Annotated in this window: 14 protein-coding genes; 1 reads left to right on the forward strand and 13 read right to left on the reverse strand. The window is 53.6% G+C overall.

What is annotated here, in order from left to right; translation table 11 throughout:
• The first annotated feature begins 47 nt into the window (after positions 1-47).
• Positions 48-713 carry a 6-phosphogluconate phosphatase gene (gene yieH / locus G6Q29_RS16630; RefSeq protein WP_165466480.1) on the forward strand — a complete coding sequence of 222 codons (666 nt, stop codon included), beginning with the start codon at positions 48-50 and terminating at the stop codon, positions 711-713.
• Between the two features lie 132 nt (positions 714-845).
• On the opposite strand, the gene phoU is transcribed toward yieH, so the two are convergent.
• From phoU to atpD, 13 genes are all read right to left on the reverse strand, one after another.
• The gene (gene phoU / locus G6Q29_RS16635) at positions 846-1571 is read right to left on the reverse strand and encodes a phosphate signaling complex protein PhoU (protein ID WP_003861153.1); all 726 of its coding nucleotides are present in this window, start codon (positions 1569-1571) and stop codon (positions 846-848) included.
• A gap of 26 nt (positions 1572-1597) precedes the next feature.
• Positions 1598-2371 (reverse strand): phosphate ABC transporter ATP-binding protein PstB, encoded by a 774-nt coding sequence (pstB, locus tag G6Q29_RS16640; RefSeq protein ID WP_003861154.1) that lies wholly within the window; start codon positions 2369-2371, stop codon positions 1598-1600.
• Between the two features lie 47 nt (positions 2372-2418).
• Positions 2419-3309, reverse strand: coding sequence for a phosphate ABC transporter permease PstA (gene pstA / locus G6Q29_RS16645; RefSeq protein WP_003861156.1), 891 nt, complete (start codon positions 3307-3309; stop codon positions 2419-2421).
• A complete protein-coding gene (gene pstC, locus G6Q29_RS16650) occupies positions 3309-4268 on the reverse strand; it encodes a phosphate ABC transporter permease PstC (RefSeq protein WP_006808756.1) in 960 nt (319 codons plus the stop codon). Before pstC ends, pstA begins: the two co-directional genes overlap by 1 nt.
• 127 nt (positions 4269-4395) lie before the next feature.
• A complete protein-coding gene (gene pstS, locus G6Q29_RS16655; protein ID WP_165466481.1) occupies positions 4396-5436 on the reverse strand; it encodes a phosphate ABC transporter substrate-binding protein PstS in 1041 nt (346 codons plus the stop codon).
• Between the two features lie 247 nt (positions 5437-5683).
• Positions 5684-6733 (reverse strand): fimbrial protein, encoded by a 1050-nt coding sequence (locus G6Q29_RS16660; protein WP_165466482.1) that lies wholly within the window; start codon positions 6731-6733, stop codon positions 5684-5686.
• Positions 6734-6742: 9 nt separating this feature from the next.
• Complete coding sequence (locus G6Q29_RS16665) at positions 6743-9244, reverse strand: fimbria/pilus outer membrane usher protein (protein WP_431732539.1); 2502 nt, start codon at positions 9242-9244, stop codon at positions 6743-6745.
• An 18-nt stretch (positions 9245-9262) separates the two neighbouring features.
• Positions 9263-9943: a fimbria/pilus periplasmic chaperone gene (locus tag G6Q29_RS16670; RefSeq protein WP_165466504.1), complete on the reverse strand. Its 681-nt coding sequence runs from the start codon at positions 9941-9943 to the stop codon at positions 9263-9265.
• 101 nt (positions 9944-10044) lie between these two features.
• Positions 10045-10566: a fimbrial protein gene (locus G6Q29_RS16675; protein WP_165466484.1), complete on the reverse strand. Its 522-nt coding sequence runs from the start codon at positions 10564-10566 to the stop codon at positions 10045-10047.
• A gap of 334 nt (positions 10567-10900) precedes the next feature.
• The gene (glmS, locus tag G6Q29_RS16680; protein WP_165466485.1) at positions 10901-12730 is read right to left on the reverse strand and encodes a glutamine--fructose-6-phosphate transaminase (isomerizing); all 1830 of its coding nucleotides are present in this window, start codon (positions 12728-12730) and stop codon (positions 10901-10903) included.
• Positions 12731-12955: 225 nt separating this feature from the next.
• A complete protein-coding gene (glmU, locus tag G6Q29_RS16685; RefSeq protein ID WP_165466486.1) occupies positions 12956-14326 on the reverse strand; it encodes a bifunctional UDP-N-acetylglucosamine diphosphorylase/glucosamine-1-phosphate N-acetyltransferase GlmU in 1371 nt (456 codons plus the stop codon).
• 138 nt (positions 14327-14464) lie between these two features.
• Positions 14465-14884, reverse strand: coding sequence for a F0F1 ATP synthase subunit epsilon (locus G6Q29_RS16690; protein ID WP_006177560.1), 420 nt, complete (start codon positions 14882-14884; stop codon positions 14465-14467).
• A gap of 20 nt (positions 14885-14904) precedes the next feature.
• Positions 14905-16287 (reverse strand): F0F1 ATP synthase subunit beta, encoded by a 1383-nt coding sequence (gene atpD / locus G6Q29_RS16695; protein ID WP_003862362.1) that lies wholly within the window; start codon positions 16285-16287, stop codon positions 14905-14907.
• Between the last annotated feature and the right edge of the window lie 3 nt (positions 16288-16290).

Raw genomic sequence — 16290 nt, forward strand, 5'->3', positions numbered from 1 at the left:
CGGTGAACTGCCGTACGAAAACGTTAAACTTGTTAAAAGGGAAAGGCATGTCCGGAATTGAAGCGGTATTTTTCGACTGTGACGGTACGCTGGTCGACAGTGAGGTCATTTGTTCCCGCGCGTATGTTGCCATGTTCCAGGAATTTGGCATTACGCTCGATCTCGACGAGGTGTTCAAACGCTTTAAAGGCGTGAAATTGTACGAGATCATCGACATCATTAACGAAGAGCACGGGGTGGATCTGGCAAAAGCGGATCTGGAACCGGTGTACCGCGCCGAGGTCGCACGCCTTTTCGACGCCGAGCTGGAGGCTATCGTCGGCGCTAACGCGCTGCTGGAGGCGATGACGGTGCCGATCTGCGTGGTCTCTAACGGCCCGGTCAGCAAAATGCAGCACTCGCTCGGCAAACTGGGCATGTTGCATCACTTCCCGGAAAAACTGTACAGCGGCTACGATATCCAGCGCTGGAAGCCCGATCCGGCGCTGATGTTCCATGCGGCGAAAGCGATGAATGTGAACGTGGAGAATTGCATTCTGGTGGATGACTCGTCCGCGGGTGCGCAGTCGGGCATTGACGCCGGGATGGAGGTGTTTTACTTCTGTGCCGACCCACATAACAAGCCGATCGATCATCCAAAAGTGACGACCTTTACCGATCTGGCGCAGTTGCCAGAGCTGTGGAAGGCGCGTGGGTGGGATATTACTCGCTGAGTTTTCCCCTCACCCCGGCCCTCTCCCAAAGGGAGAGGGAGAAAAACCGCATTGTCCCCTCTCTCACAGGGAGAGGGAGAAAACCGCATTGTCCCCTCTCCTTTTGGGAGAGGGTTAGGGTGAGGGTAAAAATCACTCTTTCGGATCTTTCCCGGCCAGCAGCTTGTCCAGCTCGTCGCCGCCCACGTGCCGGAAATCCTGCCCTTTCACGAAGTAGAAAATGTATTCGCAAATGTTCTGGCAGCGATCGCCGATACGCTCGATGGAGCGCGCGCAGAACAAGGCGGTCAGCACGCTTGGAATGGTGCGGGAGTCTTCCATCATGTAGGTCATCAGCTGACGCACGATGCCTTCATACTCCTGGTCGACTTTCTTGTCTTCCCGGTAGATACGTACCGCTTCGTCCAGATCCATGCGCGCGAAAGCGTCCAGCACGTCGTGCAGCATCTGCACGGTGTGACGACCGAGAGACTCCAGGCTCACCAGCAGCGGCTGGTGCTGCTGGGAGAATTTCTCCAGCGCGGTGCGGCAGATTTTATCCGCCACGTCCCCTATACGCTCCAGCTCGGCGATGGTTTTGATGATCGCCATCACCAGACGCAGGTCGCTCGCCGTCGGCTGACGCTTCGCAATGATACGCACGCAGGCTTCGTCGATAGCGACTTCCATCATATTGACGTTGTGGTCGCCTTCAATAACGCGCTTCGCCAGCTCGCTGTCCTGGTTGTGCATCGCCGTGATCGCATCAGAAAGCTGCTGCTCGACCATGCCGCCCATGGTCATCACCTGGGTGCGAATGCTTTCCAGCTCTGCGTTAAACTGGCCGGAAATGTGTTTATTAAGATTGAGGTTGTCCATGGTTTCTCCACATGCACTAAGGCAAATCAACCGTAGCGGCCAGTAATGTAATCTTCGGTTTGTTTCTTCGCCGGACGGGTAAACAGCGCGTCCGTATCGCTGAACTCAATCAACTCGCCCAGGTACATAAACGCCGTGTGGTCAGAACAACGTGCAGCCTGCTGCATATTGTGGGTCACGATCACCACGGTGTAATCCTGCTTCAGCTCGGTGATCAGCTCTTCAATACGGCCGGTTGAGATCGGGTCCAGGGCTGAACACGGCTCATCCAGCAGCAACACTTCCGGGCGAATGGCGATACCGCGCGCAATGCACAGACGCTGCTGCTGACCACCGGAGAGAGAATATCCGCTCTGGTGTAATTTATCTTTGGTTTCGTTCCATAATGCGGCCTTGGTCAACGCCCACTGCACGCGCTCGTCCATATCCGCACGGGAGAGCTTCTCAAACAGGCGCACGCCAAAGGCGATGTTGTCATAAATCGACATCGGGAACGGCGTGGGTTTCTGGAACACCATACCCACTTTCGCTCGCAGCAGGGCGATATCCTGGGTATTGGTCAGAATGTTGTCACCGTCCAGCAGAATTTCACCTTCTGCACGCTGCTCAGGATAGAGCGAATACATTTTGTTAAAGGTGCGCAGCAGCGTGGATTTGCCACAGCCAGACGGACCGATGAATGCCGTCACCTGGTTCTTCGCGATATCCAGGTTGATATTCTTCAGGGCATGGAATTTGCCGTAGTAGAAGTTCAAATCACGAACCTGAATCTTACCCGGGGCAGTATCAACCATACTCATTGACTCATTTCCTCATTCGGCGCCGCGAGCTGCCGCGCCGTAAAAAATTAACCGTGTTTCTTCTTCGCGAAAATGACGCGCGCCAGAATGTTCAGCAACAGTACGCAAAGGGTGATGATCAGCACCCCGGCCCAGGCCAGCTGCTGCCATTCCGCGAATGGGCTCATTGCAAATTTAAAGATCGTCACCGGCAGGTTGGCGATCGGCTGCATCATATCCGTGCTCCAGAACTGGTTGGAGAGAGCGGTAAACAGCAGCGGTGCGGTCTCACCGGCGATACGGGCGATAGCCAGCAGGATACCGGTCATGATCCCCGAGACGGACGCTTTCAGAGTGATCGCCGAAATCATCTTCCATTTTGGCGTACCCAGCGCGTAAGCCGCTTCACGCAGGCTGTCCGGTACCAGTTTCAGCATGTTTTCAGTGGTACGGATAACGATAGGCACCTGCAACAGCGCCAGCGCAATCACACCCGCCCAGCCGGAGAAGTGTTCCATTTGCGCCACCACGATGGTGTAAACAAACAGACCCACAACAATCGACGGGGCAGACAGCAGAATGTCGTTAATAAAGCGGATAACTTCAGCGATCCAGGACTTGCGGCCATATTCTGCCAGATAGATCCCCGCCATGATGCCCAGCGGCGTACCGAAAACGGTCGCCCACAGGATCAGCAGGCCGCTGCCCGCCAGGGCGTTTGCCAGCCCCCCACCCGCCGTGTTCGGCGGCGGCGTCATCTCGGTGAACAGCGCCAGGGACATTCCATCAATACCCCGGGTGATGGTGGACATCAGGATCCAGATCAGCCAGAACAGCCCGAACGCCATCGTCGCCATGGAAAGCGTCAGCGCAATGCGGTTTTTAATCCGGCGCTTTGACTGCATTTTGCGACGGGATTCCGCAAGCTGAGCGGTGTTTTGCATATCGAGAGTCGCCATTAGCGTGCCCCCTCGTTTTTAGCCAGACGCATAATCATCAGCTTGGAGATAGCCAGTACGATAAAGGTGATAACAAACAGAATCAGGCCCAGTTCCATCAGTGCCGCGACGTGCAGCCCGGATTCCGCTTCGGCAAATTCGTTCGCCAGCGCAGAGGTAATACTGTTACCCGGCATATAAAGTGAGGCGCTGTCGAGCTGGTAGGTGTTGCCGATGATAAAGGTGACCGCCATGGTTTCACCGAGCGCGCGGCCTAAGCCCAGCATAATGCCGCCAATCACCCCATTTTTGGTGAACGGAAGGACGATGCGCCAGATGACTTCCCAGGTGGTGCAGCCGATGCCGTAGGCCGACTCTTTCATCATCACCGGGGTTTGTTCGAATACATCGCGCATAACCGCCGCAATGTACGGAATAATCATGATGGCAAGGATCACGCCTGCCGCCAGAATACCGATACCGAATGCCGGGCCGGAGAACAGCGCCCCCACAAACGGAATGGCAGAGAGAACGTTACCGACCGGCTCCTGGAAGTACGTTGCAAACAGCGGCGCAAAGATAAACAGGCCCCACATGCCGTAAACGATACTTGGGATGGCGGCCAGCAGTTCAATGGCGATACCCAGCGGGCGTCGCAGCCAGCCTGGTGCCAGCTCTGTCAGGAACAGGGCAATCCCGAAACTCACCGGAACCGCAATCAGCAGGGCGATAAAAGAGGTCACCAGCGTGCCGTAAATCGGCACCAGCGCACCGTAGATATCGTTCGGCGCATCCCACTCTTTCGTCCACAGGAAGGCGAAACCAAATTTTTGAATGCTCGGCCAGGAGGAGAAAATCAGGGACACGATAATGCCGCCCAGCAGCAATAGCACAATCAGCGCAGCCAGTTTCACCAGCACGCTGAAAATCATGTCGCCTTTTTTACCCGGAGGGTTAAATGCAGGCTTGGTTGCAGCCATAAATTACTCTTCTTTATGAGACGTCTTACGAATATGCCCGGTGGCGCTGGCGCTTACCGGGCCTACAGGATGAACCGTAGGGCGGGATCGCTGCGCGCCTCCCGCCATCTTCGTCAATAATATCCTGTTAGTACAGCGCTTTACCGCTGCTGTCTTTCACGTTGGTTTTCCATGCAGCACGGATCTGCTCAACCACGCTGTCCGGCAGGCTGGCGTAATCCAGGTCATTCGCCTGTTTGCCGCCGTTTTTGTATGCCCAGTCGAAGAACTTCAGCACTTCAGCACCCTGCTCAGGCTTCTTCTGTTCTTTGTGGACCAGAATGAAGGTGGTAGACGTGATAGGCCATGCATCGTCGCCTTTCTGGTTAGTCAGATCCTGAGCGAAGGATTTGCTCCAGTCAGCGCCTTTGGCGGCGTTGGCGAAGTTCTCTTCGGTCGGGCTAACCGGTTTACCATCGGCAGAAACCAGCCTGGTGTACGCCAGGTTGTTCTGCTTAGCGTAAGCGTATTCTACGTAGCCGATAGAGCCAGGCAGACGCTGTACGAAGGCGGCGATACCGTCGTTACCTTTACCGCCCAGACCGGTTGGCCAGTTAACGGTAGAGCCGGAACCGACTTTAGATTTCCACTCTTCGTTCACTTTAGCCAGGTAGCTGGTGAAGACGAAGGAGGTACCGGAACCATCAGCACGACGAACCACAGCGATGTTCTGCGAAGGCAGTTTTACGCCCGGGTTCAGTTTGGTGATGGCTTCGTCATCCCATTTTTTGATTTTACCCAGGTAGATATCACCCAGGGTTTTACCGTCCAGCACCAGCTCGCCTGATTTCAGGCCAGGAATGTTAACGGCCAGCACAACGCCGCCAATCACTGTCGGAAACTGGAACAGGCCTTCCTGATTCAGTTTCTCATCAGACAGCGGAGCGTCGGATGCGCCGAAATCAACGGTATTCGCGGTAATTTGTTTTACGCCACCGGAGGAGCCGATACCCTGATAGTTAACCTTGTTGCCGGTTTCTTTCTGGTAGGTATCTGCCCATTTGGCATACACCGGCGCAGGAAAGGTTGCACCAGCGCCAGTCAGGCTTGCTGCTGCGAAAGCAGAGAAAGCGCTCAGAGATAAGGTCGCGGCGACAACAGTTGCGACAGTGGTACGCATAACTTTCATAATGTCTCCTGCAAGGATTTCGTAAATCATTGTTTAAGTGGCTACGATGAGCAAAATAGGACAAACAGGTGACAGATAAATGTACGAAATATGACAGTTTTATGACAATGAAAATCAATACGCTAACCTTATGATTATTAGCATTATTAATTCATTAGATGGTCATAATTTTGTCATTATTTTTTGCACCAGGGCGGGTACGGTAGGGGAATTATGACAACAGCTGTCATAAACAGCCGTTGTCTTGTTAATGGCCGATCTCAATCGTCAGCGTGGCGGTTGCGCTGAAAGGGCCGGGTTTAGGCCTGACTCCGGTCGCACTGGCCGGCGCGCCAGAAAAAGTCATGCGGCCCGTTGTCTCTCCCATAATATCAGGTACTTTTGTGGTTTCGGTGATCAGCGCGCCACCGTTCCCGCTCACCTCCCGGTTCTGTTTATCATAAACCCTGACGGCAACATCGGGATTGTCCGTGCCGATCAGCGCCTCATCCGATCCCGTAGCCGCATGCAGCGACGTTTCTAACGTGTCGTAAAACATCATGTTCGTGCATTTAATGTTCACCGTTCGGGTGATTTTACGTGAGGCGATCGCCTCGCCTTTCCTGGTGGGAAATTCCGATGCGAGGATGCCCTTAAAATCGAAAACGATCGGTTGCCCCTCATCTATTTCACATGACTGAGGTACCGTTACCGAGCCCTGGATAATCACATCGGAGATAACTTCATTCGAGACGGTATTGGGGTCGATGGTGGCGTAGAGATTCGCCACCACGGTTGCCGGAATCGTCATTACGCCAGTGAAGGCTTTTTTAACATAGAAGTAGATCATACCCGAGCCACCGCTAAAGAACGTCGTTGCCGAGCTAATGCCGTCATGACACTGGTAATGACCCTCTGTTTTATTCGGCAGATGATCGAAGGGCACGGAGGTGAACCCTACCCCCAGTATGTAAATGCTTAATCCAATATCAACGTTATCGTTGAGCGAGAAGTAGTCAATATTATTTCGTCGCCCAGCGGGCACCAGCGCCGGGTTAACACGGCTGGTGATGTAGGCATGACTGTAACTTTCATTTTTCCCGGTCAGGCAGTAACACGTTCCTTCAAAGGAAGAGTTATGATTACTGACGTCCACCATCTTCGTTATGCCTGCGATATTATCGGTAATCGTAAATTGTTCATTAAAGTTGAGGTAGTTATGGTACCTCCCATTATCTGCCACGCAGTATCCGGTGGGCGCGGCCTGCACGAAACAGGTGATAAAAAAGAGGGCGAACAGCCCGTAGCGTAGTTTCATGTGGATCCTTTATCGACAAACAACGGGAAGCTGCACCAGCCCGGCGTCAGGCTGCTGGTGGATGACGTAATCCACTCGGCAGGTCTTTCCGTCGTTGAGCGTGAGCGTGAATTGGCCTGTCTCCGGCATCCCGGCAAGGTAAAGTTCGCCATCGTTACCCACGAAGCCTGTCATGCTGCTGTTCGTACCCGTGGCCCTCCCGGTTGCACCGAAGGGCGCAGGCCTGCCGTTGGGAAGGAGTACGTTGAACAGCACCCGGTAACCGATATGGGTGACAAACTCGGCCTTTACTACTGCACCGCGCGTCGGCACCAGGTTTTGCACGCTTTTTTCCAGCTCGACGTTGCCGGATGCAAAGTCTCGATATCCCAGTGCAATGCGGTTTTCGTCATATGGCGAAAGCTGTGTTTTCACGGTAAACCCGCGCCAGTCCGTCGCTACACCGCTGGCATTGTCGACGGTTAACCCGGCGGCCCCCGGCGCTTTAATCAGCGCCACGGTTTCGCCCATCTCCTGTGAGAAGGTTACGCCTTCCTCGTGAATCAACACGCCACCGCTGACGCCGTAGCTCAGGCTTTGGGCTTCGTCGCTCCAGGCGTAATTCGACCTCATCGATCCGTAGGTGCCGTCCAGGTTCAATCCGGCATTGCCGCCTGCGGCGCCGCGGGTTTCATTTACCGACTGCTGAATGTTCCAGCTCAGGCTACCGTCCTCAAGCAGCTTGCCGTTGAGGCCTGTCTGATGGGAAGGGCTGCCGTGAGCGCTCTGAGTGTAGTTGTAGCTGGCGTAACTTTGCGGTAGCCACGCCGCTAGCGGCAGCGAGAGTGACAGCATAAACACATGTTCACTTTCGTCGTCCTGCTGCCATTCGCCCGTCCGTTGACCTGGCGTATCGGTATAGTTCCAGGAGACGTTCCACATCACCTGCCGCCAGCTGTTGCTGTAACCGACCTGAATCAGGCGTTCCACGCCGTCCGTTTGCCAGTACTGTTCTCTGCTGAGCGTGAGATAGACGTTGCCATAACCGTCAGAGAAAGGCTGAGTCCAGGTGCCTTCTACGCGGCTGCGCCGGTTCCCCGTCTGCCAGAAACTGTCGCTGTCACCCCGGCGGGATGCCCATTCATCAAGCGTATAAAAGCCCTCAGTTGAGTAGCGATAGCCCACAATGCGCAGGCTGGTATTGGTGACATCGAAAGTTTTTGAGAACAGGAAACGCCAGGACTGCCCCTGCTCGGCCTCATCAGAAAACTGCGACCGGGCGTGGGTCATGTCCACAGATACGGCGCCGATAGCCCCCAGATCTTTGCCGATGCCGGCGGCCATGGCCTTATAATCTTCAGCCAGCTGCGTACCGCCATACAATGTCACTCCCCATCCTATGCCGCGTAGCGCCTGCGCCTGCATCACGTTCGGAGAGAAGGTTGTGTCATCCCGCCGCTCGCCGACGCTGATATCGACGTCCGTTTGCCCTTCGCGGCGTAAAATCGCCAGCGAGGCGTAGGGTTGTACAAAGTGCTGTTCACTGCCGTCTTCTTCTTTGATGGTGACGTCCAGGTCACCGCCGCTGGATGTGGTATTGAGATCGGTCAGCGAAAAGGGCCCCTGCGGTACTGCCGACTGGTAAATCATGTAGCCGTTCTGGCGGATAGTGACCACGGCGTTCGTTTTTGCCACGCCGCGAATCACCGGCGCAAAGCCGTTCTGGCTGTCGGGAAGCATGTCGCTATCAGTGTAGAGACGGACGCCTCGCACCTGGGAACTGTCGAAGAGATCGTTCGCAGTCCAGGTGTCGCCCACCATAATCTGACTGCGCAGGCTGGCAATATCATGCTGTAAGTACGTGCTCAGCGAATGATAGGTGCCGCTGCTGTTGACGGCGTTTAACGCGCTGTAGTTACGCAGCCGCCAGCCGCCCAGGTTGATGCCGCTGCGCAAATTCAGGTAATAAAGATCGTCGCTGCCGTAGTCTGACTTCAGCGTCTGGGTGGTGGAAAAATCGTAGTTCAACATCAGGGCGTTGATCCCCCGATCCCAGCGCGAGGGTGAAATGGCATCACGCGCAGTAACATCTAAGTAGATCTGCGGAACTGAAGCCTTCAACACGAGCTTTTCACCGTCGAGTTTCCACATCGCGCCAGGCAACGCTGGCACAGGTGCGCAACGTTCAGCGTCGATCGCATCCAGCGCTTTGATGGCATTCACCTTCAGGCCGAACGACGCCAGCGTGCTTTTTACATCCACAAAGCATGGGGCCAGCTCGCTCTCGGGATCGCGACGGAAAAACCGGACTGCGCGGCGCTCAATAAACCGCTCGTTTATAAAGATATCAACCTGATACTCGCCCTCTGGCAGATTATCCGGGCGATTGAACTGGCTGATATCAACGTCGACGGGTCGATCCAGCTCCAGCAGACGCACGTTAAATACCGGCTGGGCAGCGCTGGCGTAAAGCGGATAGCCCGCCCACAGGGAAACCAGAGGCAAAAACAAATAATAAGAACGTTGCAACACAGACAACCTCACCCAGGTTTAAAGAGGTTGCTGAATAGCGTCGCTAATCGCGCCATAATCATTGATGCTATGCCAGATGAGTTTTTTTCCCGTGCCGGCAGGCAGCGCCAGCTGAAGCGTCTCAAACGGTTTAATTATTGCCAGATCCAGCGGTTTGCCATCAACCGTCACGTCGATTACGTTAATGTGAATGGCCGTCGGGTTAGTGACCACCAGCACGTTACTCTGCCGATGCCATTGCACCTTTTGGCTGGCCGTTTCTGGCCTCTCTTTTATACCTTCTGGTCGCCAAAAAAGTTTTAGCCGCGTTTTGATGGCAATCTCCAGCTTGCTGCTCTCTTTGCTGGTCGATGGCGGAATATTTTTAACGTTCAGCCAAAAAACAGACTCCCTGTCCGACGGTAATTCACCCTGCGTTTTAAGAATGCGCAGCACGCGCTCCTGACCAGGCTCCAGGCGTGAGACTGGGGGAATAACCGTAAAGGGTGGCTTGCCCTTATCGGCGTGATTAAAAGGATCGACCCATGTCTGAATGAGATAAGGCAACGCAGTATCCTTATTTATTACAGAGATCGTGGTATCAACTTTATTTCCAGGAAAGATAACTCTGGTGCCGCCAATAATAATACCGGCCCCTGAAGGCGCAACAGCAAAAATGGAAAAGAGAGTTGCAAATAAAATGACAAAACGCCTGCACATATTATACCCCGTGGCAAGCCTGGCGAAACCATCAATAACGGGCACAGATTGCCCTCCCTCGCCAGGCCTGATTGTATTTTTACAGACAGTTGTTAAAGCAATTAATTATTATAGGTAATCGTAAATTCCGAATCCGCATTGGCGAGGCCCGCCGTTACGGTTGCAGCCGTGGCAATATAGCGAGCCATAAACGGCAGCGTTGCTTTCCCGGATACGATATCCGCAGGCGTAGACTGGTTGTAGAGTTTCAGCAGGCTGTTGTCAGCGCGGTTATAAATTGCGACAGCAACACCGTTCGCGCCGCCTGCTGTCAGCTTCAGATAACCGTCGCCGTCTTCGGTGCCGTCAAAACGGGCGGAGGCTTTTTTATACGTATCCGGACAGTTCAGCAGATCGATCTGGAATGCCTGCACTGAAGCCGTTGAGCCTACGCCGGTGAAAGTCGATTTATTCACTTTACCTAAATCAACGGTTTGATCTTTGGTAGCGGTAGACACCTCACAGGTACTATCGATAATTTCGCCAGTGAAATGGATGATACCATTGCCGTTTGCCGCATAAGCCTGCGCGCCGAAAAGTAAAGAAGAAAGTACGACCGCACCTTTTAATAACGCTCTATTCATTATTACACCATCCTGAATTATATATCCGATTGTAATATTCCCATGACAAATAATGTCACGATGCTTAAGCGGCGCCCATTAAACGCCTTAAAATATAAAATAACAAGTGTGAATATAAATTAATTTATTATTGTTTTGTGAATAATGGAATATTTCAAGGCGGCACTGGCAATTAATATTATATTAATTACCAGTATGACGTAATTAAATCTTAGTGGGTTATATAATAAATTCTTTTATTTTGATTTGAAATTTCAGAATAAATTTATAATTCGATCAAAAAATAGCCCCACAATCATAGATTTATGGGGCTATTTCACATCAATACATAAAATTATTCAACCGTTACGGACTTCGCCAGGTTACGCGGCTGGTCAACGTCGGTGCCTTTAATTAGCGCCACGTGATAAGCCAGCAGTTGCAGCGGAACGGTGTAGAAGATTGGCGCAATCACCTCTTCCACATGCGGCATCTCAATGATGTGCATATTGTCGCTGCTGGCGAAACCGGCATCTTTATCCGCAAAGACGTACAGTACACCGCCACGGGCGCGCACCTCTTCGATATTAGATTTCAGCTTCTCCAGCAGTTCGTTGTTCGGTGCCACCACGATAACCGGCATATCGGCGTCGATCAGCGCCAGCGGGCCATGTTTCAGTTCACCTGCCGCGTAGGCTTCAGCATGAATATAAGAGATCTCTTTCAGCTTCAACGCGCCTTCCAGCGCAATCGGATACTGATCGCCACGACCCAGGAACAGGGAGTGATGTTTGTCAGAGAAATCTTCAGCCAGCGCTTCAATGCGTTTGTCCTGAGACAGCATTTGTTCAATACGGCTCGGCAATGCCTGAAGGCCATGCACAATGTCGTGTTCAACGGAAGCATCCAGACCTTTCAGACGCGCCAGTTTCGCCACCAGCATCAGCAGAACGGTCAGCTGAGTGGTGAATGCCTTGGTGGAGGCCACGCCGATTTCGGTGCCAGCTTTGGTCATCAGCGCCAGATCGGATTCACGTACCAGCGAGGAGCCCGGCACGTTACAGATGGCCAGCGAGCCCAGGTAACCCAACTCTTTTGAAAGACGCAGCGCTGCCAGGGTATCTGCCGTTTCGCCAGACTGAGAAAGGGTAATCATCAGGCTGTTACGACGCACCGCAGATTTGCGATAGCGGAACTCAGAGGCGATTTCCACATCGCACGGCACCCCCGCCAGGGATTCAAACCAGTAGCGAGAGACCATGCCGGAGTTGTATGAGGTACCGCAGGCTACGATCTGAATGTGCTCGACTTTGCCCAGCAGCTCGTTGGCGTTGGCGCCCAGCTCGCTCAGATCCACTTCGCCGTGGCTGATGCGCCCGGTCAGCGTGTTTTTAATAGCGTTTGGCTGCTCGTAGATCTCTTTCTGCATGTAATGGCGATAAGCGCCTTTGTCGCCCGCGTCGTATTGCAGGTTTGATTCGATCTCCTGACGCTTAACCTGCTCGCCTTTAGTGTCGAATACGGTCACGTTGCGACGTGTCACCTCGGCAATATCGCCCTCTTCAAGGAAGATAAAGCGACGGGTAACCGGCAGCAGCGCCAGCTGGTCGGAAGCGATGAAGTTTTCACCCATGCCCATACCAATCACCATTGGGCTACCGGATCGCGCGGCCAGCAACGTGGACGGATCGCGGGAATCCATGATCACCGTACCGTAAGCACCGCGCAGCTGAGGGATCGCGCGCAGCACCGCATCACGCAGTGTACCGCCCTGTGCCAGTTCCCAGTGGACAAGGTGAGCAATCACTTCGGTGTCGGTTTCAGAGACGAAGGTATAGCCGCGCGCTTTCAGTTCTTCGCGCAGCGGTTCGTGGTTTTCGATAATGCCGTTATGCACAACCACAATGTGTTCAGATACATGCGGGTGTGCGTTACCTTCAGACGGTTCGCCGTGGGTCGCCCAGCGGGTGTGTGCAATACCGGTACCACCGTGCAGCGGATGTTCTTCCGCGGCCTGAGCCAGCATTTGCACTTTTCCGAGACGGCGCAGACGGGTCATATGACCTTCTGCATCGACAACAGCCAGACCGGCAGAGTCGTAACCACGGTATTCCAGACGACGTAAACCTTCGAGAAGGATTTCAGCAATATCACGCTGCGCAACTGCGCCAACAATTCCACACATAGTTTTAGATTCCGAATTTAGGCATGATGCCTGCGTTGTCGCTGACCTGTATTTACCCTTTACGGGCGCCCCGAGCCTTGTAGAGAGTGGGGTTATTTTTATGGGTACTGCCTGTGGGGGGAGATATATATTTACCTCCTCTCCCGGGTTTGCCTGATGACAGCTACGTCTTATCAGGCTTACTCAATCGTAAGGCGAGTAAGCGTAGCGCCACCCGCCTTGTTGTTACTTTTTCTTCACCGGACGTTTCCAGCCCTGCTTACTGACCTGCGGCACGCGGCTTAACACCAGCTCGTTCTCGGCCACATCGCGCGTGACGGTGGTCCCGGCAGCAATGGTCACGCCATTACCCACGGTAACAGGCGCCACCAGCTGGGTGTCGGAGCCAACAAACACATCATCGCCGATGATGGTTTTAAACTTATTGGCACCGTCATAGTTACAGGTGATCGTCCCTGCACCAATGTTTACGTTATCGCCAATTTCTGCATCGCCCAGATAGGTCAGATGACCCGCTTTAGAGCCTTTGCCCAGACGCGCTTTTTTCATTTCGACGAAGTTACCTACGTGAGCACCTTCCAGCAGCTCAGCGCCCGGGCGCAGACGTGCAAACGGGCCAATGGTACATGCCGCCTCAAGATGGGCATCTTCCACCACGCTATACGGGCTAATTTCGCAGTCGTCACCGATAACGCTGTTTTTAATCACACAGCCAGTGCCGATTTTGACGCGATTGCCCAGCGTGACGTTACCTTCCAGGATAACGTTAGTATCAATTTCAACGTCGCGCCCGTGGTTCAGCGTACCGCGCAGATCGAAACGCGCCGGATCGCGCAGCATGACGCCCGCGAGCAACAGTTTTTCTGCCTGCTCAGACTGGTAAATACGCTCCAGGCGGGAAAGCTGGAGACGGTTGTTAACCCCGTCTGTTTCGCTGATGCGAGCCGGGTGAACGGCAGCAATCTCCCGCCCTTCCTGGTATGCCATCGCAATAATATCGGTGATGTAATACTCACCTTGCGCGTTATTGTTATTAAGCTTAGACAGCCAGCGCTTCATATCCGCACCGTTCGCAATCAGGATGCCGGTGTTGATCTCCTGAATCTGGCGCTGTTCGTCAGTGGCATCTTTATGCTCAACAATCCCCGTCACGTTGCCGTTTTCGCGGGTAATACGGCCATAACCACTGGGATCGTCCAGCACGACGGTTAACAACCCAATACCACCCTGCGGTTTGGCTTCGCGCAGGCGAGAGAGGGTTTCAACGGAGATCAGCGGGACGTCGCCGTAGAGCATCAGGATATCTTCATCATCAGAGAAGAAGGGTGCAGCCTGCTGCATTGCATGACCCGTACCCAGCTGTTCTGCCTGTAGCACCCAGTTGAGATTGTCGTCACGCAGCGTTTTTTTCAGCAAATCGCCGCCATGTCCATAAACCAGATGCACCTGGCTGGCGCCTAGTTCATTAGCTGCATCAATAACATGCTGCACCATTGGCTTTCCTGCCAGCGTGTGGAGCACTTTAGGCAGATCGGAATACATGCGGGTACCTTTGCCTGCGGCAAGGATCACCACGCTCATCGCACTGTTTAACATACGCATCCTGACTGTAGTTTGTGTGAGAAGTAAAAACGTTTGATGCTTAAAATTCTACATCTTTTTCATCATGAATTAAGGCCGAAAAAAAAAGCCAGCCTGGGATCCAGACTGGCTTTTGTGCTTTTCAAGCCGGTGTTACATCGCTTTTTTGGTCAACTCGATAACGCGCAGTTTCGCGATCGCTTTGGCCAGCTCCGCAGACGCCTGAGCGTAATCCACGTCACCATGAGAGCTGCTAATGTGCTCTTCAGCCTTACGCTTCGATTCCAGGGCTCGTGCTTCGTCGAGATCCTGGCCACGAATAGCGGTATCGGCCAGAACGGTCACACTGCCTGGCTGCACTTCAAGAATGCCGCCGGACAGATAGATAAACTCTTCATGACCGAACTGTTTAACGATGCGGATCATACCAGGCTTAATGGCGGTGAGCAGCGGTGCGTGACCCGGGAAAATACCCAGTTCACCTTCACTACCCGTTACCTGGATTTTCTCGACCAGACCAGAGAACATTTGTTGCTCTGCGCTGACGACGTCCAGGTGGTAAGTCATTGCCATATCACCCTCCGATTAAGGCGTTAAAGTTTTTTGGCTTTTTCCACAGCTTCTTCGATGGAACCAACCATGTAGAACGCCTGCTCTGGCAGGTGATCGTATTCGCCTTCCATGATGCCTTTAAAGCCACGGATGGTGTCTTTCAGGGAAACGTATTTACCTGGAGAACCGGTGAATACTTCCGCAACGAAGAACGGCTGGGACAGGAAGCGCTGGATCTTACGCGCACGTGCTACCACCAGTTTGTCTTCTTCAGACAGTTCATCCATACCCAGGATGGCGATGATGTCTTTCAGTTCCTGATAACGTTGCAGCAGGGACTGTACGCCACGCGCGGTGTCGTAGTGCTCCTGGCCAACAACCAGTGGATCCAGCTGACGGCTGGTGGAGTCCAGCGGGTCAACGGCCGGGTAGATACCCAGAGACGCGATCTGACGGCTCAGTACCACGGTTGCATCTAAGTGAGCAAAGGTGGTGGCTGGGGATGGGTCAGTCAAGTCATCCGCAGGTACGTATACCGCCTGAACGGAGGTGATAGAACCAGTTTTGGTAGAGGTGATACGTTCCTGAAGAACACCCATCTCTTCTGCCAGCGTCGGCTGATAACCTACGGCTGAAGGCATACGACCCAGCAGTGCAGATACTTCGGTACCGGCCAGGGTGTAACGATAGATGTTATCAACGAACAGCAGAACGTCACGGCCTTCGTCACGGAACTTCTCAGCCATCGTCAGACCAGTCAGCGCAACGCGCAGACGGTTTCCTGGTGGCTCGTTCATCTGGCCGTAAACCAGGGATACTTTGTCCAGAACGTTGGAGTCGGTCATTTCGTGGTAGAAGTCGTTACCCTCACGAGTACGTTCACCTACGCCCGCAAACACGGAGTAACCGGAGTGCTCGATCGCGATGTTACGGATCAGCTCCATCATGTTTACAGTTTTACCAACACCCGCACCACCGAACAGACCAACTTTACCGCCCTTCGCAAACGGACACATCAGGTCGATAACTTTGATACCGGTTTCCAGCAGTTCCTGAGAGCTGGACAGCTCTTCGTAGGAAGGTGCCGCGCGGTGGATAGCCCAACGCTCTTCTTCACCGATGTCGCCTTTCATGTCGATTGGCTGACCCAATACGTTCATGATACGACCCAGTGTTGCTTTACCTACCGGGACTTCGATCGGATGCTCAAGGTCTTTCACTTCCAGACCACGACGCAGACCGTCGGAAGAACCCATCGCGATGGTACGCACGATACCGCCGCCGAGCTGCTGCTGAACTTCCAGCACCAGGCTCTCGTTACCATTCTGTACCTCAAGCGCGTCGTACACGCGTGGTACGGCGTCCTGAGGGAACTCGACGTCCACCACGGCGCCGATTACCTGGACAATCTTTCCAGTAGCCATCTT

This window comes from Enterobacter cloacae (genome assembly GCF_011078175.1).
GTDB lineage: Bacteria > Pseudomonadota > Gammaproteobacteria > Enterobacterales > Enterobacteriaceae > Enterobacter > Enterobacter cloacae_Q.